The 22580-nt window shown below is 70.5% G+C and carries 20 protein-coding genes and 1 pseudogene; 9 read left to right on the top strand and 12 right to left on the bottom strand.

All coding sequences use genetic code 11. From position 1 onward, the window contains the following. Both ACJ8AN_RS04275 and ACJ8AN_RS04270 read left to right on the top strand, forming a co-directional pair. Positions 1-477 (top strand): sensor histidine kinase (locus tag ACJ8AN_RS04275; RefSeq protein WP_407753928.1); only part of this gene is annotated, 477 nt, incomplete at its 5' end. A gap of 19 nt (positions 478-496) precedes the next feature. Then, positions 497-2341, top strand: a complete 1845-nt coding sequence (locus ACJ8AN_RS04270; RefSeq protein ID WP_407753927.1) for a two-component system sensor histidine kinase NtrB — start codon at positions 497-499, stop codon at positions 2339-2341. A 9-nt stretch (positions 2342-2350) separates the two neighbouring features. Here the strand turns inward: ACJ8AN_RS04270 and aat are convergent, their stop codons facing one another. Both aat and ACJ8AN_RS04260 read right to left on the bottom strand, forming a co-directional pair. Further along, a complete protein-coding gene (gene aat / locus ACJ8AN_RS04265; RefSeq protein WP_407753926.1) occupies positions 2351-3040 on the bottom strand; it encodes a leucyl/phenylalanyl-tRNA--protein transferase in 690 nt (229 codons plus the stop codon). Next, positions 3040-3876: an LEA type 2 family protein gene (locus tag ACJ8AN_RS04260; protein ID WP_407753925.1), complete on the bottom strand. Its 837-nt coding sequence runs from the start codon at positions 3874-3876 to the stop codon at positions 3040-3042. Before ACJ8AN_RS04260 ends, aat begins: the two co-directional genes overlap by 1 nt. A gap of 65 nt (positions 3877-3941) precedes the next feature. Here ACJ8AN_RS04260 and ACJ8AN_RS04255 point away from each other — a divergent pair, with 65 nt between their 5' ends. Both ACJ8AN_RS04255 and ACJ8AN_RS04250 read left to right on the top strand, forming a co-directional pair. Continuing rightward, positions 3942-4598: a hypothetical protein gene (locus ACJ8AN_RS04255; protein WP_407753924.1), complete on the top strand. Its 657-nt coding sequence runs from the start codon at positions 3942-3944 to the stop codon at positions 4596-4598. Between the two features lie 24 nt (positions 4599-4622). Continuing rightward, entirely contained in the window at positions 4623-5291 is a 669-nt protein-coding gene (locus ACJ8AN_RS04250; RefSeq protein ID WP_407753923.1) for a DUF2238 domain-containing protein, read from the top strand. 6 nt (positions 5292-5297) lie between these two features. Here ACJ8AN_RS04250 and ACJ8AN_RS04245 read toward each other — a convergent pair whose 3' ends face one another. Further along, entirely contained in the window at positions 5298-5633 is a 336-nt protein-coding gene (locus ACJ8AN_RS04245; RefSeq protein ID WP_407753922.1) for a hypothetical protein, read from the bottom strand. A gap of 197 nt (positions 5634-5830) precedes the next feature. Here ACJ8AN_RS04245 and ACJ8AN_RS04240 point away from each other — a divergent pair, with 197 nt between their 5' ends. From ACJ8AN_RS04240 to ACJ8AN_RS04230, 3 genes are all read left to right on the top strand, one after another. Continuing rightward, a complete protein-coding gene (locus tag ACJ8AN_RS04240) occupies positions 5831-7120 on the top strand; it encodes an alpha-amylase C-terminal beta-sheet domain-containing protein (RefSeq protein WP_407753921.1) in 1290 nt (429 codons plus the stop codon). An 81-nt stretch (positions 7121-7201) separates the two neighbouring features. Continuing rightward, complete coding sequence (locus tag ACJ8AN_RS04235) at positions 7202-7849, top strand: zinc ribbon domain-containing protein (protein WP_407753920.1); 648 nt, start codon at positions 7202-7204, stop codon at positions 7847-7849. 37 nt (positions 7850-7886) lie between these two features. Further along, the gene (locus ACJ8AN_RS04230) at positions 7887-8207 is read left to right on the top strand and encodes a hypothetical protein (protein ID WP_407753919.1); all 321 of its coding nucleotides are present in this window, start codon (positions 7887-7889) and stop codon (positions 8205-8207) included. On the opposite strand, the gene ACJ8AN_RS04225 is transcribed toward ACJ8AN_RS04230, so the two are convergent. Together ACJ8AN_RS04225 and ACJ8AN_RS04220 are read right to left on the bottom strand one after the other, a co-directional pair. After that, complete coding sequence (locus ACJ8AN_RS04225; protein WP_407753918.1) at positions 8171-9619, bottom strand: hypothetical protein; 1449 nt, start codon at positions 9617-9619, stop codon at positions 8171-8173. The genes ACJ8AN_RS04230 and ACJ8AN_RS04225 overlap by 37 nt on opposite strands. A 247-nt stretch (positions 9620-9866) precedes the next feature. Next, a complete protein-coding gene (locus ACJ8AN_RS04220) occupies positions 9867-12173 on the bottom strand; it encodes a nitric-oxide reductase large subunit (RefSeq protein WP_407753917.1) in 2307 nt (768 codons plus the stop codon). Between the two features lie 238 nt (positions 12174-12411). On the opposite strand from ACJ8AN_RS04220, the gene ACJ8AN_RS04215 reads away from it, so the two are divergent. Together ACJ8AN_RS04215 and ACJ8AN_RS04210 are read left to right on the top strand one after the other, a co-directional pair. After that, the gene (locus ACJ8AN_RS04215; RefSeq protein ID WP_407753916.1) at positions 12412-13263 is read left to right on the top strand and encodes a DMT family transporter; all 852 of its coding nucleotides are present in this window, start codon (positions 12412-12414) and stop codon (positions 13261-13263) included. Positions 13264-13331: 68 nt separating this feature from the next. After that, a complete protein-coding gene (locus ACJ8AN_RS04210) occupies positions 13332-13751 on the top strand; it encodes a hypothetical protein (RefSeq protein WP_407753915.1) in 420 nt (139 codons plus the stop codon). Here the strand turns inward: ACJ8AN_RS04210 and ACJ8AN_RS04205 are convergent. The 7 genes and pseudogenes from ACJ8AN_RS04205 to ACJ8AN_RS04175 form a co-directional block, all read right to left on the bottom strand. After that, positions 13735-14106: a DUF3565 domain-containing protein gene (locus tag ACJ8AN_RS04205; RefSeq protein WP_407753914.1), complete on the bottom strand. Its 372-nt coding sequence runs from the start codon at positions 14104-14106 to the stop codon at positions 13735-13737. The two genes, ACJ8AN_RS04210 and ACJ8AN_RS04205, sit on opposite strands and share 17 nt — an antisense overlap. 21 nt (positions 14107-14127) lie before the next feature. Next, complete coding sequence (locus ACJ8AN_RS04200) at positions 14128-14628, bottom strand: hypothetical protein (protein ID WP_407753913.1); 501 nt, start codon at positions 14626-14628, stop codon at positions 14128-14130. Positions 14629-14873: 245 nt separating this feature from the next. After that, the gene (locus ACJ8AN_RS04195) at positions 14874-16781 is read right to left on the bottom strand and encodes a tetratricopeptide repeat protein (protein ID WP_407753912.1); all 1908 of its coding nucleotides are present in this window, start codon (positions 16779-16781) and stop codon (positions 14874-14876) included. After that, the gene (locus ACJ8AN_RS04190) at positions 16781-17419 is read right to left on the bottom strand and encodes a hypothetical protein (protein WP_407753911.1); all 639 of its coding nucleotides are present in this window, start codon (positions 17417-17419) and stop codon (positions 16781-16783) included. Before ACJ8AN_RS04190 ends, ACJ8AN_RS04195 begins: the two co-directional genes overlap by 1 nt. After that, on the bottom strand, positions 17416-17895 hold the full coding sequence (locus ACJ8AN_RS04185; RefSeq protein WP_407753910.1) for a hypothetical protein: 480 nt from the start codon (positions 17893-17895) through the stop codon (positions 17416-17418). The genes ACJ8AN_RS04190 and ACJ8AN_RS04185 overlap by 4 nt, the downstream gene beginning before the upstream one ends. After that, on the bottom strand, positions 17886-21128 hold the full coding sequence (locus ACJ8AN_RS04180) for a tetratricopeptide repeat protein (RefSeq protein ID WP_407753909.1): 3243 nt from the start codon (positions 21126-21128) through the stop codon (positions 17886-17888). The genes ACJ8AN_RS04185 and ACJ8AN_RS04180 overlap by 10 nt, the downstream gene beginning before the upstream one ends. Next, positions 21125-22580: pseudogene (locus tag ACJ8AN_RS04175) on the bottom strand (tetratricopeptide repeat protein); the annotation flags it as partial. The pseudogene ACJ8AN_RS04175 and the gene ACJ8AN_RS04180, both read right to left, overlap by 4 nt.

The following is a 22580-nucleotide window of genomic DNA, read 5'->3' as shown; positions in this document are numbered from 1 at the left end:
CGGGTGGCGGAGCTGTCCATCTCCATGGCGGTCGAGGCGCTGCGCTCGGGGGTGCGGCTGGTGCGCGACTTCCAGGAGGTGCCGCACGTGCTGGGCAGCGAGCACGGTCTGGGGCAGGTATTCCTCAACCTCCTCGTCAACGCCGCCCACGCCCTGCGGGGCCGGGAGGAGCCCTTCATCCGCCTGGGGATTGTGCGGCGCGAGGACGGCCAGGTGGCGGTGGAGGTGCAGGACAACGGGTGCGGCATTCCGGCCGAGCACCTCAGCCGCCTCTTCGAGCCCTTCTTCACGACGAAGCCGGTGGGCACGGGCACGGGGCTCGGCCTGTCCATCTGCCATGGCATCGTGACGCGGCTGGGGGGCGACATCTCCGTGGACAGCGCCCCGGGCCAGGGAACGACGTTCCGTGTGGTGCTGCCCGCCGCCGAGACGCGGGCCGTGGAGCTGGAGCCGTTGCGGCACAAGCGTCCGGCCTGACGCAGGGGAGGAGGAGCACATGGGCAGGAGCCCTCGCGCCCGGTGGCTACAGTACCTGGATGGATGGTTGACGGAGGAGCAACGACGGCTGCCGTCGGACGTGCTGCGCCGCTTCCGGGTGGTGGTGGGTGCCGCGGGCCTGCTGCTGGTGTTCAACCTCCTGTACCTGCTCACCCTGGTGACGTATGCCGTGGAGGCGCGGCTGGCCCAGGGGGGGGTGGTGCTGGTGAGCTCGGCCGCCTTCGGGCTGGTGCTGGGGCTGGTGCGCCGCTTCCGCTCCCCCGACGTCCCCGCCTTCCTGCTGTGCGTGGCCCTGTCCCTGGCCGTCGTGCTGGCCACGCTCGTCGTGGACAAGCCCGGCGCCGTCACACACGCGGCGAACATGCTGGTGCCGCTGCTGACCGTCTACCTGCTGGGGCCGCGCCGGGGCTTCTTCTTCACCTGCGTCTTCGTCTTCAACACGGCCTTCTTCCACGAGCTGTACCACTCGGGCTTCGGCCGCGAGCGCCCCCTCTCCGCCGACGGGGGCGTCTGGATGGGCAACCTCACGGCGGCCGCCAGCCTGCTGATGGGCTGGGGGCTGAGCTGGCTGCACAGCGCCTCGCGCGAGGAGTCCCACGTGGCGCTGGAGCAGGCGCTGGCGACGGTGAGCGAGAGCGAGGCCAAACTGCTGAGCGTCATCGACAGCACGGATGACGTGGTGCTGGCGTTGGACCTCGAGGGGCGCCTGGTCGCCGCCAACACCTCGGCCAAGGCCGTCTTCCCGGTGCTCTTCGGCAGGCAGCTCCAGCTCGGCGAGCCCTTCGTCGACCTGGCCGCACCGGACACGCGGGAGCTGTACCGGCAGCAGCTGGAGCGGGCGGTGCAGGGCCGGCGGGAGAAGACGGAGACGACCACCTTCCTCGGGGGCCGGCCGCTGACGGTGGAGGTGACCTTCAACCCCGTGAGGGGCGGGGACGGGCGCGTGGTGGGGATGACCGTCTTCAGCCGGGACATCACCGGGCGCAAGGACGCCGAGGCCCAGCTGGGGGAGATGCACCGCAGCCTGCTGGACGTGTCGCGCCAGGCGGGCATGGCCGAGGTGGCCACCGGCGTGCTGCACAACGTGGGCAACGCGCTCAACAGCGTCAACGTGTCGGCGGACGTCGTGGTGCAGCGCGTGCGTGGCTCGCGGATTTCCGGCCTGGCCCGGGCGGTGGAGCTGCTGAAGGAGAATGCCGCGAGGCTCGGCGCCTTCCTCACGGAGGACCCGCGGGGCCGGCAGCTCCCGGCCTACCTCGAGGCGCTCTCCACCCAGCTGGCCCAGGAGCGCGAGGACGTGCTCACGGAGATGCGGCGGCTGGGCGAGAGCGTGGACCACATCAAGTCCGTGGTGAGCATGCAGCAGCAGCATGCGCGCGTGGCCGGCGTGGTGGAGCGGGTGGAGGTGCCCGCGCTCATCGACGACGCGCTGCGGCTGCTCGCCGTGTCCTTCGAGCGGCTGGGGATTCAGCTGCGGCGCGAGTACTCCGAGGTGCCGCCGGTGCAGGTGGACCGGCACAAGCTGCTGCAAATCCTGGTGAACCTGGTGAGCAACGCGCGCCACGCGCTGCTGGAGAGCGGGCGCGAGGACAAGCAGCTCACCCTGCGCGTGGAGGGGGCCGGGGAGCGGCTGCGCATCGCCGTGGTGGACAACGGGGTGGGCATCTCCCCGGAGCACCTCTCGCGCCTCTTCACCCAGGGCTTCACCACGAAGAAGGACGGGCACGGCTTCGGGCTGCACATCAGCGCGCTGGCGGCCGAGGAGCTGGGCGGAGAGCTCACGTGCGAGAGCGCGGGACGGGGGCAGGGCGCCACCTTCCAGCTCGAGCTGCCCCTGAAGTGAGCCGCGGGCTCAGCCCTCGTGCGTCCACTTCCCACGCCGGGTGGGCTCGGCCAGGGCGCGCTGGAGGGCCTGGAGGAAGCGCTTGCGCGGCCAGTGCTCGGCCCCGAAGCGCGCCAGGTGCTCCGTCTCCACCTGGCAGTCGATGAAGTGGAAGCCCCAGCCCTGGAAGCGCTCCACCGCCGTGGCGAAGGCCACCTTGGAGGCGTCCGGCGCGCGGGCGAACATGCTCTCCCCGAAGAAGGCCGCCCCCAGCGACACGCCGTAGAAGCCGCCCTTGAGCTCGCCCTCCGCCCACGCCTCCACCGAGTGCGCGAAGCCCAGCTCGTGCAGGGTGACGTAGGCTTCCATCATGTCGTCGGTAATCCACGTGCCGTCCTGCCCGGGGCGCGGCACGCTGGCGCACGCGGTGATGACCTGCGCGAAGGCCGTGTCCCAGCGGATGTCGTAGACGCCCGCCTTGAGCGTCTTGCGCAGCGAGCGGCCCACGTGCACCTTCTCCGGCACCAGCACGAAGCGCGGATCCGGCGAGTGCCAGAGGATGGGCTGGCCCGGGCTGTACCAGGGGAAGATGCCCCGCGAGTACGCGGACAACAGGCGCTCGGGGCTCAAGTCACCCCCCACCGCGAGCAGGCCGCTGCGGTCCGCCTTCTCCGGGGGCGGGAAGAGCTCCGGGTCTTCTCCGAGCAGATAGATGGGCACTACCGCGACACGTTGAGCTTCACGTCTCCGGACAGCGAGTAGGGGACGCGCACCAGCGGGCCGGTGAGCTCACCCGCGACCTCGTACGGCAGCGTCCCCTTGGCGATGAGCGCCCTCACGTCCTCTCCCCACGTCTCCCGTGTCACCGCCACCTCCACGGGATACACCCCGGTGGCCGCCGCGTCCACGGTGTCGTACCTGCCCTGGGTGCCTTCACTCAGCTTGCGGCCGCCCACGGTGAGCGCCCACGAGAGCCCCTCCAGCCGCAGCGGGAAGGGGTTGGGGTTCTCCACCGCCAGCCGCAGCATCAGGTCCACCTTCTCCTCCGAATAGCGCGCCCCCTCCAGGCCCTCCACCTTCACCACGGGCAGCCGGGGCACGCGCACCTGACGCGAGGCGGCGAAGGGCAGGGTCCGCACCGTGTCGCCCGCGCGCACCGTCAGCGTGCCGCGCAGCGCCACGAGCAGGGTGCCCCCGCGCCCGCTCAGCACCCGCAGGTCCTCCGGGGTGCGCACGTAGGGGGCCTCGGCCTGGAAGGCGAAGGGCGTGGCGGCGTTGGCGGGCAGGGAGACGCCCAGCGCCTCCGAGCCCTTCTCCACCACCTGCCCGTCCGAGACGAGCTCGTAGTCGGCCTTCTCCAGCACGGCGGGGCCGGGACTGGTGAGCTGGCCGGCGTAGCGCAGCGTCACCTGGGTGAGACCCTGGGAGGCGATGGTGGTTTCCTCGGCGGCGAGCGAGGCGGGGCCGATGGGGGCGGGGGGCGGCGTGGTGGCACACCCGGCCACCCAGGCGGCGAGCGTCAGGAGTTGGACGAAGGCACGCGGGGCGGAACGCATGGCGCCAGGGTGGTGCGGGTTGTGGCTGGTCTCAAGGGCATTTCGGGTACACTGTTGACTACACCGTGGCCTCTCGTCGCCCGAACCTCAACAAGGCCGTCCGAGCGCTCATCCGCGACATCGCGGCGAGGCTGCCCGAGTTCTCCCACGTGAAGGCCAGCCGCGTCCTGGTCATCGCCGGCGAGGCGCGGCGGGCCTCGCGCGGCACGGTGAAGCCCCTGTGCTTCCGGGGTGGGCGCAGCACGGACCGCACCGGCCGGCGCAAGCCCATCATCCGCATCAAAGGCAAGCGGATGCTGTACTGCATCACCTTGCGGCCGCTCTTCTTCCGCTCCTCCACGCCCCGGGGCCGGGTGGAGACGGTGATGCACGAGCTCTTCCACATGTCGCGGCGCTTCGACGGCACGCTGCACGCGGGGCGCCGGCACTCGGTGCTGGGCAAGGACTTCCCCAAGCGCCTGCAGCCGCTGGTGCGCCGCTACCTCAAGCAGTGCCCCAAGGAGGTGCTCGAGCCCTTCGCGTACTCGGGCGAGCTCAAGGTGCTGCAGTGGCTGGAGCGGCCCGGGCACGCCTACATCCCCGGCACGCCCCGGGTGCGCAAGGTGTACACCGAGGAGCAGCTCTTCTACGGCATCTCCCGCATGGTGACGCTCAAGCGGCCCCATCCCGCCCGGTCCAAGCTCCAGCGCAAGGAGCGCGTGGAGAAGGTCCGGGTGCACTGAGTCCCTCTTCCCGTGAGCAAGCGCATGGACGCAGCCATGGCCTGGCCGGAGCCCGTTCCCGCCGTCCCCGGTAGCCGCGAGCAGGCCCGGCTGCCCCTGGTGCTCGCCGCGGTGCTCGCGCCCGTGCTGCTGCTGACGCTGTTCACCTGCCGGGCGGGCCAGCTCAACTGGCTGCTGGAGGTGGGCCCGGGGCTCATCGGCGTGGCGGTGCTGGCCGCCACCTTCCGCCGCTTCCCCTTCTCGCGGTGGGTGTACGTCTGCGTCTTCCTGCACGTGTTGGTGCTCACCTACGGCGGCTACTACACCTACGCGCTCACCCCGCTGGGCAACTGGGCCCGCGACACCTGGGGCCTCTCGCGCAACCCGTACGACAGGCTGGGCCACTTCGCGCAGGGCTTCTTCCCCGCCTTCGTCATCCGCGAGGTGTTGCTGCGCCGCACCCCCCTGCGCCCCGGCGGCTGGCTGGCCTTCCTCACCGGCTCGGTGTGTCTGGCGATCAGCGCCGCCTACGAGCTGCTCGAGTGGTGGGCCGCGCTGCTGTTGGACCCCGAGGGCGGGGACAAGTTCCTCGGCACCCAGGGCGACATCTGGGACGCCCAGTGGGACATGTTCCTGTGCCTGTGCGGGGCCACCGTGGCCCTGGCCGTCTTCGGCCGGGCGCACCTGCGCGCGGTGCGGCGCCTGCTCGGCTGAGGCCCTTCAGTTGAGGTACTTCGGGCGGGGCGGCTCGGCGGGCTGCGCCTGCAGCAGCTCCAGCCCCTGGCGGGTGAGCAGGAAGCGCACCACGCCGGAGCCGCGCTCGGTTTCGATCTCCGCCTCGAAGGCGGGGCCCGAGATGGCCCCCATCTGCACGTCCTTCTTCAGGTTGTGCACCTTGCCGGTGAGGAGGTCTCCGGCCACCGGCTGCACCGAGTCGCCGCGCCGGTAGAGGTCGAACGCCGCCTGGTGAAGCGTCATGGCGAGCGTGGGCGTCAGCGGCTGCGAGCTGAACAGGACCGAGATGAGGACCCAATAAGGGGGGGACTGTTCGGCCATTTCCCCATCCTACCCGCCTCGCGGCGCCCGCCCCATCCGATTCGCGGCGGCCCGGACGTGGAGGGGGCTCAAACGATTCTGATGGGACTGTGAAGGCGGCGTTGGGTAGCAGACGTTAACATGCCGGTTACTCGCTTGACTGGCAAACCGCCTGTAAAGCGCCTCCCCGTCTGTTCCTGCCTCGCAAGGAGAACCGAATGCTCAAGAAAAAGGTGCTGGGTGCAGTGCTGTCGCTGTCGTGGGCCCTGGGGCTGGCGCTGTCGTCGGCCGCGTACGCGGGCCCGCTGGATGGCAACGCCAGCGACGTGATGCTGCAGGGCTTCCACTGGCGCTCTACCGAGACGTCCCCGTGGTGGGGCGTCATCCAGGGCAAGGCCGCGGACATCAAGAGCAGCGGCTTCTCCATGGTGTGGCTGCCGCCCTCCCAGGACGCGGCCTCCAACGAGGGCTACCTGCCGCGGCAGCTCTACGTGCAGAACAGCAAGTACGGCACGGACGTGCAGCTCAAGAGCGCCATCGGCTCGCTGCACACCTCCGGCGTGAAGGCCATCGCGGACATCGTCGTCAACCACCGCGTGGGCACCACGAGCTGGGGCGACTTCACCAACCCCACCTGGGGCACGTGGTCCGTGGCGCGGGGCGACGAGTGGACGAGCGCCACCGGCAACCCCGACACCGGTGACGGCTACGGCGCCGCGCGCGACCTGGACCACACCAACGGCACCGTGCAGACGGACCTCAAGGCGTGGATGAACTGGCTCAAGTCCAGCATCGGCTACGACGGCTGGCGCTATGACTACGTGAAGGGCTACGGCGGCACGTACGTGGGCAACTACAACACCGGCACGGTGCCCTACTTCTCCGTGGGCGAGCTGTGGACGGACCTGGACCTGGCCAACCCCGACGCCCACCGCCAGCTGCTGATGAACTGGATCGACTCGACGGGCTCGACGGCGAATGCCAAGTCGGCCGCGTTCGACTTCACCACCAAGGGCCTGCTGCAGCAGGCGGCGCAGTACGGCGAGTACTGGCGGCTCAAGGACAGCGCGGGCAAGCCCGCGGGCGCCATCGGCTGGTGGGCGGCCAAGTCGGTGACGTTCGTGGACAACCACGACACCGGCCCGAGCTACCCGAGCGGCGGCCAGAACCACTGGCCCTTCCCCAACGGCAACCAGGAAGTGATGCAGGGCTACGCGTACATCCTCACGCACCCGGGAGTGCCGTGCGTCTACTGGGTGCACTTCTACGACTGGGACCAGGCCACCTACGGCAGCAAGATCAAGCTGCTGATGGCGGCGCGCAAGGAGAAGGGCGTCACCTCCACCTCGGCGGTGAGCATCCAGGCCGCGCAGACCAACCTCTACGCCGCCATCATCACCGGCAACACGGGCAGCCTGGCGGTGAAGCTCGGCACCACGTCGTGGTCGCCGGGCACCGGCTGGACGCTGGTGACCTCGGGCATCAACTGGGCGGTGTGGAAGAAGTAGTCGCGTTCCTGGACGGGCCCGGAAGCCTCCGGGCCCGTGCTAGCGTGGCGGGGGTTCGCTGCTTCGAGGGGGCTCGCGCCAATGGCGATGATTCAATTCACGCGCAACTACACCGACCGCTCCAACAACTACGGCTTCCAGTTCGAGTTCCATTGCGACAAGTGCCGCAACGGGCACATGTCGCCCTTCATCGCGAACAAGCTGGGGCTCGCGACGGGCTTCCTGCGAGCGGCGGGCTCGTTGTTCGGGGGCACGTTGTCGCGGGCGGCCTACGCGGGCGAGCACGTGAAGGACGCGCTGCGCGGGGGCGCCTGGGACGAGGCCTACGCGGAGGCGGTGGAGGAGGGGAAGAAGCACTTCAAGCACTGCACCCGGTGCGGGCAGTGGGTGTGTCCGCAGGCGTGCTGGAACGAGGCGCGGGGCCTGTGCGAGGAGTGCGCGCCGAACCTCCAGGAGGAGGCCGCGCACATCCAGGCGAAGGTGTCGGTGGAGCAGGCCTGGGACAAGGCGCGCAAGGTGGACCAGGTGGAGTCGCTGGACATGAAGGCGCACCAATCGGTGACGGCCTCGGCGTGTCCGCACTGCAACGCGCGAGTCGAGGGCGGGAAGTTCTGCGCGGAATGCGGCAAGCCGTTGGCGGCGGCGAAGGCACACTGCACCCAGTGCGGCACGGAGCTGAAGCCCAACGCGCGCTTCTGCGCCGAGTGCGGCACCCCCCGAGCCAACTGACGCAGTCCTCGAGGAGCGCCGGAGGCCAGGGAGAGCGATGACGTCGAGCCACCCGCCAGGGCCGCTCCTCGCGGGGTGGGGGCGCGTGCTCCTGCTGCTGCTGCTGCTGTTGCTCGGGGGCCTGGTCCTGCTCGCGTCCTCCGATACGTTCCAGGGCCTGCTGTCCTGGATGCTCGCCGAGGCCGGGCCCGTCATCGAGGCGCATCCCCTCGGGGGCGCGGCGCTCTTCGTCCTGCTGTCCGCGCTCTCGGCGATGCTGGCCTGTAACCGCTTGCACTTCATGGGGCGAGCACGGACAGGCGCCGTGCCCGCCCCGGGCCATCAGCGCACCTGGATGGCGTCGGCGATGACCTGGTAGCCCGCCGTGGTCCAGCGGCTCAGCTGCACCTTGTTCCACCCGGCCGTGAAGCTATACGTGCCGAGCGTGTTCCACTTGCCGCCGTTGAGCTGCTGGTTCACGTTCACCGTGGCCAGCTTGGTGCCGCTGGCGTTCCACACGATGAAGGGCGCCGTGGTCGAGCGGTCGCTCGCCGAGGTCCACCACGCATCAATCGTCTTGGTGGCCGCCGCGGGCAGGTAGAACCAGAACGTCGCGGGCTCGGACACCGCCGCGGTGGGCGAGGCGAAGTAGCCCGAGCCGTAGTAGCCCGCCACGTTCGTGGAGGAGACCCAGCTGGTGCCCGTCGTCTCGATGTAGCCCTTGGTGGTGTCGTTGTTGCTGTTGTTGCTGTCGATGACCAGGCCCGAGGCCGTCGTCCCGCCGTCCGTCCAGAGGTACGTGACGTTGACGTAGCCGTTGTTGCTCATGGAGAGGTCGGTCAAGAACGTCCCGTCCGCGAGGTCGATGCCCGCGGGGTTGGACGGCCGGCGCCCGAACTCATCCAGCCCGCCGTTGAAGCCCTCCAGGTACGCGGCCTGGGCCTCGGGCTTGCCCTGCGCCAGCGACTTCCACTGCTCGCGGAGGGTCGAGGGGTTCCAGTAGTCGTCATGCGTGTTCCAGGGGCCGACGTCCCAGACGGACGTGGTCGTGCACTTGCCATTCGCCGGGTTGCAGATGCGCACCTGGTACTCGGTGCCACCGTTGCTCGCCAGCGCCCGGCGCGACGGCAGCGCCACGAAGCGGTCCGACGTCTTGATGACGTGGCCGTTGGCCGTGGTGCCACCCACCAGGCCCTCGCGCGTGGCGTAGATGCGGTAGGTCAGCGCCGTCAGCGTCGCGAGCCCCTGCTGCGGGGCGGCGGCGTTCTCCAGCGAGGCCTCCAGCTTCACGTCGCGCACCGTGGGGCCGCGGCCGTGCTCATCCGCCACCAGCGCCAGCCGCACCTGCACCTCCGAGCCCGCCCAGGGCAGCTGCACGGACTCGCCCGCGTAGGACGTGCGCCACTCGCTCCAGGCGCCGCTGTCCGAGCGCACCCGGACGTCCAGCTCGACGCCCATCAGCAGGGCCTTCTGCGCCTGGATGACGGGACGCACGGTGTCCACCGGCTGCTCCAGCCGGCGCGACGGGAAGGTGTAGAGGCCCGTGAGCTGCAGCTGACCTTCGGGACGGCGCATGACGGCGTAGGGCTCGAAGAGCAGGCCCTCGCGGGTCATCACGAGCTCGCCCGTGCCCTGGCCCGTGGACAGCTCCTCCGTCCAGCGCACCGTGCTCGGCGCCGCGCGCTCGGACGCCGCGGCGGGCTGCTGCGAGGGCTCCGCGAGCGCGGCGCCTCCCGCCAGCGTGGCTCCCAACATCATCGTCATGAGGGTGGAACGAAACTTCGTGCGCATGGACTTCCTCCGGGGGGGAGCGGGGCTCGTCCATCTTCACGGTTATTTTTTGATTAACCTTGAATGCTGGATATCCGCTTCTTCCTTGAGGATGGACCAGACGCCTCACCGTCTCAAAGAAAAATAAAATCCATGTTTTTCGGATGGGGAGACAGGTGACAACCCGGGAACCCCTTACCCTCACCCCGTCCCTCTCCCGGGGAGGGGGGTTGTTGCTCGAGGATGTCTGGCATTGGGGGCGAGGGGATCAGCGGCGGCGCACCACGGCGTGGGCCGGGGCCGCGGCTCCGAGCCGCTCGGGCACGGGCTCGGGCTGCTGGCGCGGCTCCTCCACCCGTTCCAGGGACCAGCCCGTCTTCAGCCCCACGATGAACCACGCCAGCAACACCGCGCCCACCGCGAACAGCATGTCGCCGGGCACCCGCAGCCACCGCAGCGTGTCCATCAGCGGCGTCTGGAGGAACTCCGCGCTGCGCGCCCACCACGTGCCCTGCTCGATGGAGGCCTTCGTCTGAAGCACCCCGATGGGCAGCATCGACAGCACCACCATCAGCACCAGCCCCGCGTTGATGCTCCAGAAGGCCCACGCCAGCGGCTTCGTCTTCCAGCGCGCCTCCGGCTGCATCATCCGCAGCGAGAAGAGCATCAGCGCGATGCCCAGCATCCCGTACACCCCGAAGAGCGCCGTGTGCCCATGCACCGGCGTCAGATTCAGGCCCTGCATGTAGTAGAGGGCGATCGGCGGGTTGATGAGGAAGCCGAACAGCCCCGCGCCCACCAGGTTCCAGAACGCCACCCCGATGAAGAACAGGATGGGCCAGCGGTACTGCTCCATCCACCCCTGGAGCCGCGACAGGCGGATGTGGCCCCACACCTCCCGGCCCACCAGCACCAGCGGCACCACCTCGAGCGCGCTGAACGTCGCGCCCAGCGCCATCGCCGCCGATGGCGTCCCCGAGAAGTACAGGTGGTGGAACGTCCCGATGATGCCGCTCGCCAGGAAGATGATGGTCGAGAAGAGCACCGTCGGCACCGCCGTGCGCACCGACAGCACGCCCAGCCGCGTGAAGAGGAACGCCATCACCACCGTGGCGAACACCTCGAAGAAGCCCTCCACCCACAGGTGCACCACCCACCAGCGCCAGTACTCCACCATGCCCAGGTGGCTGCGCTGCCCGTACATCAGGCCCGCCCCGTAGAAGGAGGCAATCGCCAGCGACGAGATGACGAAGAGCACCAGCAGCGGCCGGCCCTCGCTCGGCTTCTTCAGCGCCGGCCACACCGCGCGCGCCGTGAGGAACAGCCACACGAACAGGCCCACGAAGAGGAAGATCTGCCAGAAGCGGCCCAGGTCCACGTACTCCCAGCCCTGGTGGCCGAACCAGTACCAGTAATCCCCGTTGCCCAGCCGCTGCTGCACCGACGCCCACTGCCCGAAGAGCGCCCCGGCCACGATGATGACCAGGCACACGAAGAGGAAGTTCACCCCCGCCCGCTGGTACTTCGGCTCCACCCCGCTCACCGCCGGGCCCACGAACAGGCCCGTGGCCAGCCACGCCGTCGCAATCCAGAAGATGCCCAGCTGCGTGTGCCAGCTGCGCGTCACCGCGTACGGCAGGTACTTCGCCAGCGGCACCCCGTAGAAGCCTCCGCCCTCCACGCCGAAGTGCGCCGTCACTCCTCCGAGCGCCACCTGCACCAGGAAGAGCGCCACCACCACCAGGAAGTACTTGCCCGTGGCGCGCTGGCTCGGCGTGAGCTGCATGCCGGAGAAGGGATCCTTCGCGGGCAGCGGCTGCGCCTCGTCCTCCTTCTTGCCGCTCAGGTACCAGAGGAAGCCGCCCACCCCCGCGAGCAGCAGCACGATGGACGCCATGCTCCACATCGTCATGCCCGCCGTGGGCACGTTGCCCACCAGCGGCTCGTGCGGCCAGTTCTGCGTATAGGTGACGCTGTCGCCGGGCCGGTTCGTCGAGGCCACCCAGCTCGTCCACCAGAAGAAGTTCCCGAGGTCCTTCAGCTTCTCCGGATTGGTGAGCGCGCCCTCGGGGATGGCGTACGCCGAGCGGCCCTTGGAGAAGACGTCCGCGTAGTGCGCCGCGTTGGCGCGCAGGGCCTCGGCACGCACCGAGGCCAGCGTCACCGTGCCCGTGCCCGCGTCATAGGTGTTGGCGCGCATCAGCCCGGTGAGCCGCTCGCGCAGCGCGGCCTGCTTCTCGGCGGGGGCCTCGGCGTAGGAGGCCGAGCCCTCGGCGCGCGCCCAGGTGTCCAGCACGAAGGTGGCCTCGCGGTGCAGCCAGTCCGCGCTCCAGTCCGGCGCCACGTACGCGCCGTGGCCCCACACCGAGCCCAACTGCTGCCCGCCGATGGACTGCCACACGTTCTGCCCGCGCATGATGGACTCGCCCGTGAGCAGCACCGTGCCGTCGGGCAGGGCCACCTTCTCGGGGATGGGCGGCAGCGTGCGCGAGATGCGCACTCCCTGGCCTCCCAGCACCAGGAAGGAGACGAGGACGACGCCAAGTAGGCCGAGCCACAGCTTGCGGTGTTGCATGACCGGGGGCTCCTGAAAGGAGGGTGTCAGTGGGTTGCCGCCTCCCTGGAGCAAGCCCCGTTCCATGGCCTCTCCCCTCGTACCCCCGCGCTCCGTGCCCGCAACCGGTGCGTCCGCGGGGTGGGGGCCCGCAAATTGTGCATTTGGTGTACATGTTTGTGGGAGCGGGCGGGCAGGCTCGGAGGGGTTGAAGCGGGGAGGGGGATGGCGTGGAGTGCGCCTCCCTCCTGGAGCCGCGTTGAGCCCTGTCGCGCTGATGTTGGTGCTGTCCTCCGCGTTCTTCCACGCCCTGTGGAACGCGCTCCTCAAGCGTCACGAGGACCCCGAGTCCGCCGTGGTGGGCGTCATCTCCGTCACCGTGGTGTGCGGAGGGCTGTGGGCGCTCGGGCTGAAGGGCGCGGCCTTTCCCACCTCCGGGGCCCTGCTCTGGGGGCTCGTGGCCGGCGTGCTGGAGAGCGGGTACCTCGTCTCGCTCGCACGGGCGCTGCGCCGGGCTCCGCTGGGGCTCGCGTATACGGTGTCCCGAGGCGGTGCGCTGCTGCTCGTCTGGCCCGTGTCCGTGCTGGGGTTGGGCGAGCACCTCACGCCGTGGGCCGTGGCCGGCGCGGCCTCCGTGCTCCTGGGCATGGTGGGGATGAACCTCGTGAGGCCCCGGGGCGCGGTGGGCGAGGGCGTGCTCTGGGCCCTCGTGTGCGCCGCGTGCATCGCCGGGTACAACCTCGCCTACAAGCGCTCCCTGAGTGAGGGCGCCCAGCCTCCCGCCCTCTTCACCCTGTCCCTGGGCGTGGCCCTGCCGCTGCTCGTGCTCCAGCGCCGCCGGCACGAGGCGGGCTGGGGGGTGCTGTGCCGCAAGGTGATGGCCCGGCCCCTGCTCCTCGTCACCGCGGGCGTCCTGTGCACGCTGTCCTTCTCGTTGCTGCTCATCGCACTCGCGGACAGTGGGACCGGGGCCGTCCTCACGCTGCGCAATACGTCCATCGCGTTCGCGCTGGGGCTCGGCGCGCTCCAGGGCGAGAGGCTCGGGCGGCGGCAGCTCGCCGGCGCCGGGCTGGTGCTGCTCGGGGCCGTGTTGCTCGGCTGGCCCCGGTAGGCCGGGCTCTTCCCTCCCTCCCGTCCTCCGTGCGAGCGTTCCGCCTCCGCACCCGTGAGCTTTTCTCCATGACCCCGCCTTCGGCTTCCGCGTCCAAGCAGGTCTTCCGCAACGAGCACTACACCGTCCTCGTCGATGAGCCGAGGCGCCTCGTGCGCACCATTCGCAGCGACAAGCCGTTCGTCTCCATCCAGGAGCTCGAGGCCTCCGTGGCGGCGCTCATCCAGGCACTGGATGCCCTGGGCCGGGAACGCTACGCGCTCCTGTCCGACGTCCGCGCCATCCCCGGCCGCAATGATCCCGAGTTCGAAGCGGCCCTCGGGCGCCTGCGCCCGCGCTGGCTCGGGGGTTTCCGGAAGGTGGGCGTGCTCGTGCAGAGCTCCGTCGGCCTGCTGCAGGTGCAGCGCTATGCCCGGAAGGATGGGCTCCAGCGGCGGGTGTCGAACGACGAGGCCGAGCTCCTCGAGTACCTCACCCAGGAGGAGTGAGGCGGCCCAGCGCGCGGAGGAGGGCGGGCGAGAGATCCGCCGCCTTCAATGCGTCCAGCGCGAGCTCCCAGCGGCCCTCGGCGCACAGGCCGCTCAGGCCTCCGTCCTCATACGCCTGACGGGCCGCCGCGAGCAGGGCTTCGCGCACTGCCTCGGCGACGGCGTGGCCGGCCTCGTCGCAGCGCTTGCACTCGAGCTCCACGCCCAGGCGGCTGCGCCGGCCCTCCTCGGTGAGAATCCAGGGGCGCTCCATCCACGGGGGTTGATGGCGCATGTGCTGCCGGTGGCCGCACGCGAGGTCCGCCACCGGGTGGCCCTCGCCATCGAGGTGGAATCCCGTGATGGGCTGCTTCATCGCGTCAGCGCTTCCGGTGCTTCAGCGGCCCTGGCGCCGCTGGAGGCCCAGCTCACTCAGCTTCCGGGCCATCTCGCGCGCCACCTCGAGATCGAACGGCTTGCGCAGCCACAGGAGATCATCCCGGCCGACGCGCCTGGCCACCTCGTCCCGGGAGATGTCCGAGAAGGCGCTGCAGATGGCCACCTCGAGCTTGGGGTCCTTCTCCAGCATGTGGATCATCGTCTCCAGCCCGTCCCAGCCCGGAGGCATGCGCATGTCCACCAGGGCGAAGGTGTAGGGGCGGGACTCCGCCAGGGCCGCGATGACCTTCTGGTACCCCTCGATGCCCTGGGAGGCGGTGTCGATGGTGAAACCCGAGTCCCCGGGCGTGCCGGGCGGGTTGGCCCCACCGAAGAGCTTCTTCTCCAGGTTGTCGAGCGCGGGGCGGCTGCGCCTCGGCCCCAGCACCCGACGCCAGACGTTGAGGATGGCGGGGTCGTCGTCCACCACGAGGATGCGCAGCGGACCCTGTTCCTCCACCCGGAGCCCTCCCGCGGACGACGGACGCACGCCCGACCCGTAAGCCCCTTCGTGTGGCCCGGCCATCCAGAGCGTGTCAGGGGGTAGCCGCGGGAGCGGAGTCGGCGGGGCGCTGCTGTTCGCCATTCGGGTGTCCTCCCCTCAATCCTAACGTGGGTCTCAAAAAGGGGGAAAGACACTGCCGCCGCACTTCCCCGCTTGCTGCTCGGGCGGGGGGGCATGCGTCGGGTGGTTTACTTCTCAAGTCACTTCGCACTGCTCAGGCGCCGGGCCGCCGCCGCCGCGTCCGGGTGATCCTTCTGTAGCTCCGCGGCCTTCTCGTACTCGGCCCTCGCCTCGGGCAGCTTGCCCGCCGCCTCCAGCAGCTGGCCGAGGGCGTAGTGGGGCTCGCCGAACGCCGGATCCCCCCGCGCCGAGCCCCGGAAGGACTGCTCGGCCTCCTGGGGCTTGCCAAGCTGGTACAGCGTGTGGCCCAGGTAGAGCAGCCCGAGGGCATGGCGCGGCTCCACCGCCACCACCTCGCCGAGCACCTTCACCGCCTTCTCCTTGTCCCCGCCGCGCAGGTAGAGGAAGCCCAGCTCCGCGCGCGCGTCGAGCTGCGCGGGATCCTTCTTCGTCACTTCCTCCAGCTCCGGCACCGCCAGCTCCGGCCGGCCCCGCCTCGAGTGCAGGATGCCCAGGCGCGCCAGCGCCGCCGTGTCCGGCTCCTCGCCGTCCCTGGATTTGAGCAGCTTCTCCGCCCCGTCGTAGTTGCCCATGGACAGGTACAGGTCCGCGAGCCCCAGCTTCGCCGCCGCGTGCTCCGGCTCCTCGGCGAGCACGGCCTCGTACAGCGGCGCCGCCTTCGCGCCCACCCGCTTGCGCGCGTACGTCCTCGCGAGCACCAGCCGGGCATCCGTCACCGGCTCCAGCGCCAGGCGCTCCTCGTACTGGGCGAGCGCGCCGTCCACGTCTCCCTTCGCGAGCAGCGCGTCACCGTAGGCCGCCCGGGCGCTGGGCTCCTGGGGGAAGCCGTCCACCGCCTTCTTCAGCGTGTCCACCGCCTCGTCCACCCGGCCCAGCCCGAGGTAGGCCCGCGCCAGTCCCTGGTAGGCCTCGGTGTTGGGCTTGCCGTCCTCCGCGCTCGCCTCCAGCGCCTTCTTGTAGGCCTCTACCGCCCTGTCCCGCTTGCCCTGCGCGAGGTAGCTCGCCCCGAGCTGCGTGTACGGGCCGCTCGCCCGCCGCGGCTCCAGCGCCAGCGCCTTCTCGAAGTGCCGCGTGGAGCGGACGTGGTCTCCCTTGCGGTAGTACGCCATGCCCAGGTTGAAGTGCGCCTCGGCGTATTTGGGGTCCGCCGCCACCGCCTTGCGGAAGGCCTCCAGGCCCTTGTCGTGCTTGCCCTGCGCGTCTAGCGCCACGCCCAGGTTGTTGTGCGCCAGCGCGTGCCGGGGCGAGGCCTCCAGCGCCTTCCCGTACTCGGAGATGGCCCCGTCCAGCGTGCCCGCGCGCATCAGCAGCACGCCCAGGTTGTAGTGCGCCTCCGCGTCCCCCGGCGCCCGCCGCGTGGCCTCGCGCAGCGTCTCCTGCGCCTCGCCCGCCAGCCCCTTGTCCGCCAGCGCCTTGCCCAGGTTCACCCGCGCCGCCGTCAGCGACTCGTCCAGCTTCAGCGCCAGCCGGTAGGCGGTGATGGCCTCGTCCGTCTTCCCCGCGCGCTGCAGCGCCTCGCCCAGGTTGAAGCGCAGCTCCGCGTCCTTGGGCGACAGCTCCGCCGCCAGGGAGAATTGCGCGATGGCCGTGTCCCGCTCGTCGAGCATCCGAGCCAGCAGCCCACGCTCGGCCCGCAGCGCCTCTTCCTTGGGCCACGTCTCGATGGCGGCTTCCAGCAGCGCCTTCGCCTTGTCCGTGTCCCCCGTCAGCCGCAGCGCCCGAGCCAGCGCCAGCTTCGGCGCCATCAGGTCTGGCTCCCGCTCCACCAGCTTCGTCAGCGGACCCACCGCCTTCTGGGGCTGGCCCCGGGACAGGAACGCCGTCCCCAGCCGGTACAGGCGCTCGGCGTCGGCGGGCAGGGCGGCCTCCCGAGGGGCCTCCACGGCTGGGGCTTCCGGGGGCGTGGCCTCCGGGGCTGGGGTCTGGGCGGTGAGGAGCTGCAAGACGAGCAGGCCGGCTCGCGTCATCACAGGTTCTCCACGTAGGGGCTCGCGCGTGCGTCGAAAGTCTTCTTCGCCAGGGCGGCCTTCTTCACCTCCCAAGCCTCCCGGGTTGTCTTCTCCTGGGCAGTGTCCGCCGCCAACGCCGCCCGCTCCTCCTTCACCGCCGCCTCACACTTCGACACCTGCTCCTCGTACTTCCCCGGGTCCAGCTTCTCGCTGCCCTCCACCTTCGCCTTGCGCGCCGCCTGCAACCGCGCCTGCTCGAAGCGCGCGAAGGCACAGCGCAGGGAGAGTTGCTCCACGTCCCGCAGCGCCACGTTGAGGCGCTGTCTGGCGCGCAGGTGCTCCACCCGCGCCCGTGCCTCCTCGATGGCCAGCTTCGCCACCTCGCGTGAGGCCGCGTCCGGCGCCCGGTTCTCCTCCTGCCCGGCCGCCTGCTCGCGCGCCTTCGCCCGGCGCAGCGCGTCCCTCGCCCGGAGGATTTCGTTGTGCGCCTCGTCCACCTTGTCGATGGCCAACGCCAGGTCGTTCTCCGACTCCAGCAGCTCGATGCGGCTCTCGTAGGGCAGCTTCGACACCAGCGTGTCGGGCACCCGCATCCCGTAGCGGGGGCCACACGCCGCGGCGAGCAGCAACAGCAAGGGCAGGACTGTGCGCTTCATGGAACGGTCGCCTCGAAGCGGCCAAAGAGGGTACGGCCGGAGTAGACGTCGGTGCCGTTGACGAAGGTGACGTGGAACTCGCCGGTGACTGTTTTTCCCGAGTCCAGGTACCCGTCGAAGAGGAGCTCGCCCCGCTCGATGGCGGGGAAGGGGCGCGAGGGCTCGTCCAGCACGCTCCGGCTGACGGCTCCTCGCTGCGGGCCGGTTTCGCCGCCCACGTGCTGCGCCAGGTCGATGGCCGCTCGGGGCTCCAGGGAGACACCCTCCAGCCTCGCGGCCACTTTCAGCACCGTGTTCTCTCCCTCTCCCCGCGGCTGGAGGAAGTTCACCGTCACTTCGCTCTTGGAGGCCCGCGCCTCTACCCGCTCGTAGGTGAGGTCGAGGTACTCCGTCACACTGCCCTCGAGCGTCTTGTGCGGGGTGCAGGCCGTCAGGAGGCCCGTGAGGAACAGCGTGGACAGGGGCGTCACTTGCATGCCTTCCACCCCGTGTCCACGTCGGGGCCACCCAGGCCGCCCACGTCCTTCAGCACCGAGAGCTCCCGCTTCGCTCCCTCGGTGTCTCCGAAACGGCAACGCAGCGCCGCCAGGTTCAGCCTCGCCTTGTCATACGTGGGGTCCGCCTCCAGCGCCTTCGCGTACGCCTCGCGCGCCCCCATCGCGTCTCCCTGGTTCAGCAGCGCCCAGCCCAGCGCGTTGTGCGCCGAGGCCCTCGTGTCCTGCAGCTCCGTCACCCGTCCCAGCGTGAGCTGCGCCAGCCCGAATTGGTTCGACCCCAGGTAACCCAGCCCCAGTGCCTCCAGCGCCTCGGCCGTCAGCGTGGCTTCCGCCTTCTTGCGCAGCTCCTCCAGCGACGCGGGCTGCGACGCCGCTCCCGCCGCCGGCACCGGCAGCGCCACCGTGTCGCTCTTCATCCGGCAGCCCAGCACCGCCGCGCTGAACACCTCCAGCGACTCCGCTCGCGACACGCACGCGTCGAAGGCCTGCTGAGACCTCTGCCGCAGCGCTCCCACCTGCTCGGCCACCGCCTTGCGGAACGCTTGCGTGTCCGAGGCAGACGCCCCCGCGGGCGCCGGCGTCGCCTCCACCACCTCCGCGAGGTGCGCGTAGACGAGGCCCACCTTCCACAGCGACGCCACCGCCCACTCCGGGTACCCGAGCGATGCCGCCTGCGTGTACACGCCCTCCAGCCCCTGCACCGCCGACACCTTCTCCTCCACCTGGTTCGCCGGCAGGTCCTTGTACGAGCGGTACAGAATCTCTCCCAGGTACCACAGGCCCTTCGCCGCCTCCTCCGTCTGCCCGTTGGGGCCCTGCACCGCCGCCGTCAGCGTCTTGATGAGCCCGTCCGGCGGCTCCTTCACCGCCGTGGTCGCCTGCACCTCGGCGAGCACCGCCACCGCCGCCGCGCTCGTCCTGTCCAGCTTCAGCGCCACCTCCGCCGACGACTTCGCCTTCGCGTAGTCCTTCGACTTCAGGTTCGCCTCGGCCAGCAGCACCATCACCTCCGCCCTGCGCGCCCCCGCCACGTCCGCCGCGGCCTCCAGGTCCTTCACCGCCTCGCGGAACTGGCCCAACGCCTGCCGCAGCCGAGCGCCCGTCAGCCAGCCGTCCACCGCCGCCACGTCCCCGCCCAGCTTGCCACCCACCGTCTCGAAGAGGCCCGCCGCCTCGGTGAAGGCCGCCGCCTCCGCCGCGTGGCGCCCCAGCGTCAGCAGCACGTCCGGCACGAACTGGCTCTTCGGGTACTCGTCCGTCAGCCGCTTCCCAATCTCCCGCTCGCGCCCCAGGTCCCTCTTGTCCCGCGCCGCCGTGAAGGCGCCGTACAGGGCCTTCTCCCCCAGCTCCCCGCCCTTGTTCTCGTTGGCCACCTTGAGCAGGCCCTCGATGACGTCGCCCGTCTCCTGCGAGCTCTTCAGCGCCAGCTCGTCCAGGGCCTCGGCGCGCGTCTGGGTGAGGATGCGCTTCACGTCGTTCTGGAAGGCCACCGGCAGCGCCGAGCCGATGAGCTTCTGGCCCGTCTCCTCCATCCCCTTGAAGTCATTCACCTGGCGCAGGCTGTCCAGCGCGAGGTTGCCCGCCGCCGGGGCGTCCTTGTGCGAGGGGTGCGCGAGCGCGAAGGCCGTGAAGAGCTCGGCCGCCCTGGGGAACTCGCCGTCCTCGTACCAGGCGCGGGCGATGTTGAACTTCACCTCCAGCACGTTGGGGCTCTGCGGGTAGCGCGCCACGAAGTCCGCTCCCAGCAGCTTCAGCGCCTGCCGCGCGTCCGCCACCTCGAAGGCATTGCGCCGCTGCGCCTCCTCGGGCTTCACCGTGGAGAAGTGCGCCAGCAGCGCGCCGTACATCGCCTCCTGCACGCCCTTGTCGTCCTTCGCCTTCTCCTGGTAGCGGGCGAGCTCCTCGAACTGGCGCGCCGCCCCGGGGTACTCCTTCGCGGCGAAGAGCGCCTCGGCCCGGTTCTTCATCATCGTCCGCACGTACTGCTCCGGCCGGAACAGCCCGAGGTACTCGCGGTACGCCGCCGCCGCCTTCAGGTACAGCCCCTTGTCGTCCTTCTTCTGCGCCGCCACGTGCAGCTGCGTGGCCAGGTCGCGCGCCATCTCCTCCAGCTCCGCGAGGTCCTTCTTGCGCCCGGCCTCGTCCAGCCCCGGGTCCGTCTTGCTCGTCACCGCCGCGCGGACGAGGAAGCGCAAATCATCCGGCTCGGGCAGCACCTTGCCCTTGGCCGCCTTGAGCGCGTCGTACAGCTTCTGGCCGCGCTCCAGGTCCAGCTCCGGGTCGTGCTGAATCTCCATCAGCTTGCGCAGCGCGGGGATGGCGTACTCGTACTGCGACTTGATGAAGTAGCGGTTGCCCAGCTTGTCGAGCGCCAGCGCGTACGTGGCCCGGCTGTCGCTGAGCTTCTCGAAGTAGTTGAGCGCGCTCTTGGCGGGGCGGGCCTCGGTGTAGCTGTAGACGAGGTCCAACAGCGCCTCGCGCTTCACGTTGAGCGCCTTCTGGAGGTCCACCCCGGGCAGCGGAGCGCTCGCGGCGGCGGCCTCGAAGAAGGGCACCGCCTCCGCGTGCTTGCCCTGATTCACCCGAATCCAACCCATCTTGTAGCGGGCCAGGTCGTGCACCGGAGAGGGGGGCGCCTCGAGGATGGCCGCGTAGTGCTTCTCCGCCGTGGCCAGGTCCGACTTGTCGAAGGCGTAGTCGCCCAGAATCTGCAGCGCCTCCAGGCGCAGCGGGCTGCCCGGGTACTTGCGCACCAGCTCGTCCAACGTCTTGAGCAGCTCGTCGAAGGAGCCCAGCTCGCGCTGCTCGTGCGCGAGGTAGAAGAGCACCTTGTCGCCGTCGTGGAAGTCGGGCCACTCGCGCTGTAGCCGGTAGTACATCTGCACGGCCTTCTGCTTGAGCAGGCGCGTCTCGGGAGACACCAGCGCGCCGCTCGCCCCCGGCGGACGCTGCTCCGCCTGCAGGTGGTACACGTAGCGGCTCTTCTCCACGTAGAGCTCGGCCAGGCGGAATTGCAGGTCCGGCAGGTACGGCGCGTTGCGGCTCCGGGCGATGAGCCGTTCTGTTTCTCCGAGGGCGCGGTCCACCTTGAAGATGTCGCGCTTGAGCTTCTCCAGCAGCTCCTCGCGCTCCTTCGCCTTGGACGCGACGGGGTTGCCGGGACTCACGGCGAGCATCGCCGCGATGAGCAGGCCGGTCAGGGGGCCGGTCATGGGTTCTCCTCGATGCAGCGGCTCTCGAGGCGGACGCGGTACGTACGCAGCTCGTCGTTCCAGTACTCGCCGTCGAAGGTGAAGCCCACCTGCGAGGGCGACAGCTGCTCCTCCTCCGGCGGCACCACCAGCTTGGAGCCCTTCTTCACGCGCTCGTACAGCTTGAGGCCCACCTCGTACTCCATCAGCCGCACCTGCTCGGCCGCGCGCAAGAGGGTGTTCGCCTCCTGCCGCACCGACTCCTCCAGCCGCGCCTGGTAGACGCGCTGCGCCTCGGCGTGCGCCAGTTCGTAGGTCTTGGTGAGGTGCAAGAACATCTCCTCGCCGAAGCTGCCCGAGTAGCGGCCCAGGCGCTCACCCTACAGCTCCAGCACCTCGAGGAATCGCGCGGCGCGCTTCGTCGCACCGTGGGCGCTCGCCGCCCGGCGCAGCCTCACGTCCTGCGTCAGGTCCTCGCGGTTGCGTACCGCCTCCAGCGAGTCCGCGAAGCGCCGCGTCAGCTCCTTCGCCGCGCGCTTGGCCGGCAGGTAGTGGCACAAATCCCGGTAGATGAGCGCGCGCAGCAGGTACTTGTCCGGGAGGAACTCGTCGCGGAAGGACGGTGCGTCCAGCGTGGTGAGGATGCCCATGGCCGCGCGCGGCTCGCCCAGCTTGTAGCGCGTCCACGCCTCCTCCAGGTACAGCGTGGCGCGGCCGGGGTCCAACTCCGGCAGCTTCACCAGCTGGTATGCCTCCAGCGCGCCCTGGTAGTCCTGGCGCTCGTAGCGCAGGCGTGCCACCGCCAGCGCCGCCTCGTTGCGCGACTCGCGGGTGAGCTTCTCGTCCCTGGACAGCGCGAGGAAGTCCTCGATGAGCTCGTCGTTGGGCTCCTTCACCTCGCGCAGCCGCGTGACGAGCAGCGCGAAGCGGGCCCGGCTGGCCTCGGCGCTGCCCTCGGGCAGCTTGGAGAAGTGCGTGGTGGCCCAGCGCTCGTTGCCCACCCGCAGGTCCACCAGTCCCTGCTGGTAGTGCGCGTAGGCCCCCGCCTCCTCCGTGAGGAAGCCCAGGTCCAGCGCGCCGAAGATCTGCTCGTCGATCATCACCTCGTCGTGCGGCCGGTCCGTCAGCTCGCGCAGCGTCTCCAGCGCGCGGGGCAGCACGGTGGGGTTGGAGCGCTCGCGGGCGATGCGCGCGAGGTACACGCTGCCCGCGTGGGTGAAGCCCAGGTCGATGAGGCTGCGCGCGAGGAAGTACTGGCCCCAGGCGTAGTTCTCATGGGTGCGCGGCGCCGAGGAGAGCCACGCGTAGAGCGGCCCGGCGGCGGCGCGCGGATTGCCCGCGAAGTAGTCCGCCAGCGCCTTGTCGAAGACCTCGTCCGTCACCTTCTCGGGCGCGGGCGGAGGCGTCTGCTTCGGCGCGGCGGCGTCCTTCGCCTCGGGGGCGGCCGACTGGGGCGCGGGGGCAGGGGAGGCG

Origin of the sequence: Archangium sp. (assembly GCF_045802675.1) — a bacterium.
Classification (GTDB): Bacteria; Myxococcota; Myxococcia; order Myxococcales; family Myxococcaceae; genus Archangium.
Note: the sequence above shows the minus strand (reverse complement) of the source record. Positions and strands in the feature narration are given on the sequence as shown.

Bases quoted from the DNA above. Each gene is read 5' to 3' on its own strand.
- ACJ8AN_RS04270 (WP_407753927.1), top strand. From the start codon at position 497: ATGGGCAGGAGCCCTCGCGCCCGGTGGCTACAGTACCTGGATGGATGG.
- ACJ8AN_RS04260 (WP_407753925.1), bottom strand. From the start codon at position 3,876: ATGCGTTCCGCCCCGCGTGCCTTCGTCCAACTCCTGACGCTCGCCGCC.
- ACJ8AN_RS04250 (WP_407753923.1), top strand. From the start codon at position 4,623: ATGGACGCAGCCATGGCCTGGCCGGAGCCCGTTCCCGCCGTCCCCGGT.
- ACJ8AN_RS04245 (WP_407753922.1), bottom strand. From the start codon at position 5,633: ATGGCCGAACAGTCCCCCCCTTATTGGGTCCTCATCTCGGTCCTGTTC.
- ACJ8AN_RS04240 (WP_407753921.1), top strand. From the start codon at position 5,831: ATGCTCAAGAAAAAGGTGCTGGGTGCAGTGCTGTCGCTGTCGTGGGCC.
- ACJ8AN_RS04235 (WP_407753920.1), top strand. From the start codon at position 7,202: ATGGCGATGATTCAATTCACGCGCAACTACACCGACCGCTCCAACAAC.
- ACJ8AN_RS04230 (WP_407753919.1), top strand. From the start codon at position 7,887: ATGACGTCGAGCCACCCGCCAGGGCCGCTCCTCGCGGGGTGGGGGCGC.
- ACJ8AN_RS04225 (WP_407753918.1), bottom strand. From the start codon at position 9,619: ATGCGCACGAAGTTTCGTTCCACCCTCATGACGATGATGTTGGGAGCC.
- ACJ8AN_RS04220 (WP_407753917.1), bottom strand. From the start codon at position 12,173: ATGCAACACCGCAAGCTGTGGCTCGGCCTACTTGGCGTCGTCCTCGTC.
- ACJ8AN_RS04210 (WP_407753915.1), top strand. From the start codon at position 13,332: ATGACCCCGCCTTCGGCTTCCGCGTCCAAGCAGGTCTTCCGCAACGAG.
- ACJ8AN_RS04205 (WP_407753914.1), bottom strand. From the start codon at position 14,106: ATGAAGCAGCCCATCACGGGATTCCACCTCGATGGCGAGGGCCACCCG.
- ACJ8AN_RS04195 (WP_407753912.1), bottom strand. From the start codon at position 16,781: ATGACGCGAGCCGGCCTGCTCGTCTTGCAGCTCCTCACCGCCCAGACC.
- ACJ8AN_RS04190 (WP_407753911.1), bottom strand. From the start codon at position 17,419: ATGAAGCGCACAGTCCTGCCCTTGCTGTTGCTGCTCGCCGCGGCGTGT.
- ACJ8AN_RS04185 (WP_407753910.1), bottom strand. From the start codon at position 17,895: ATGCAAGTGACGCCCCTGTCCACGCTGTTCCTCACGGGCCTCCTGACG.
- ACJ8AN_RS04180 (WP_407753909.1), bottom strand. From the start codon at position 21,128: ATGACCGGCCCCCTGACCGGCCTGCTCATCGCGGCGATGCTCGCCGTG.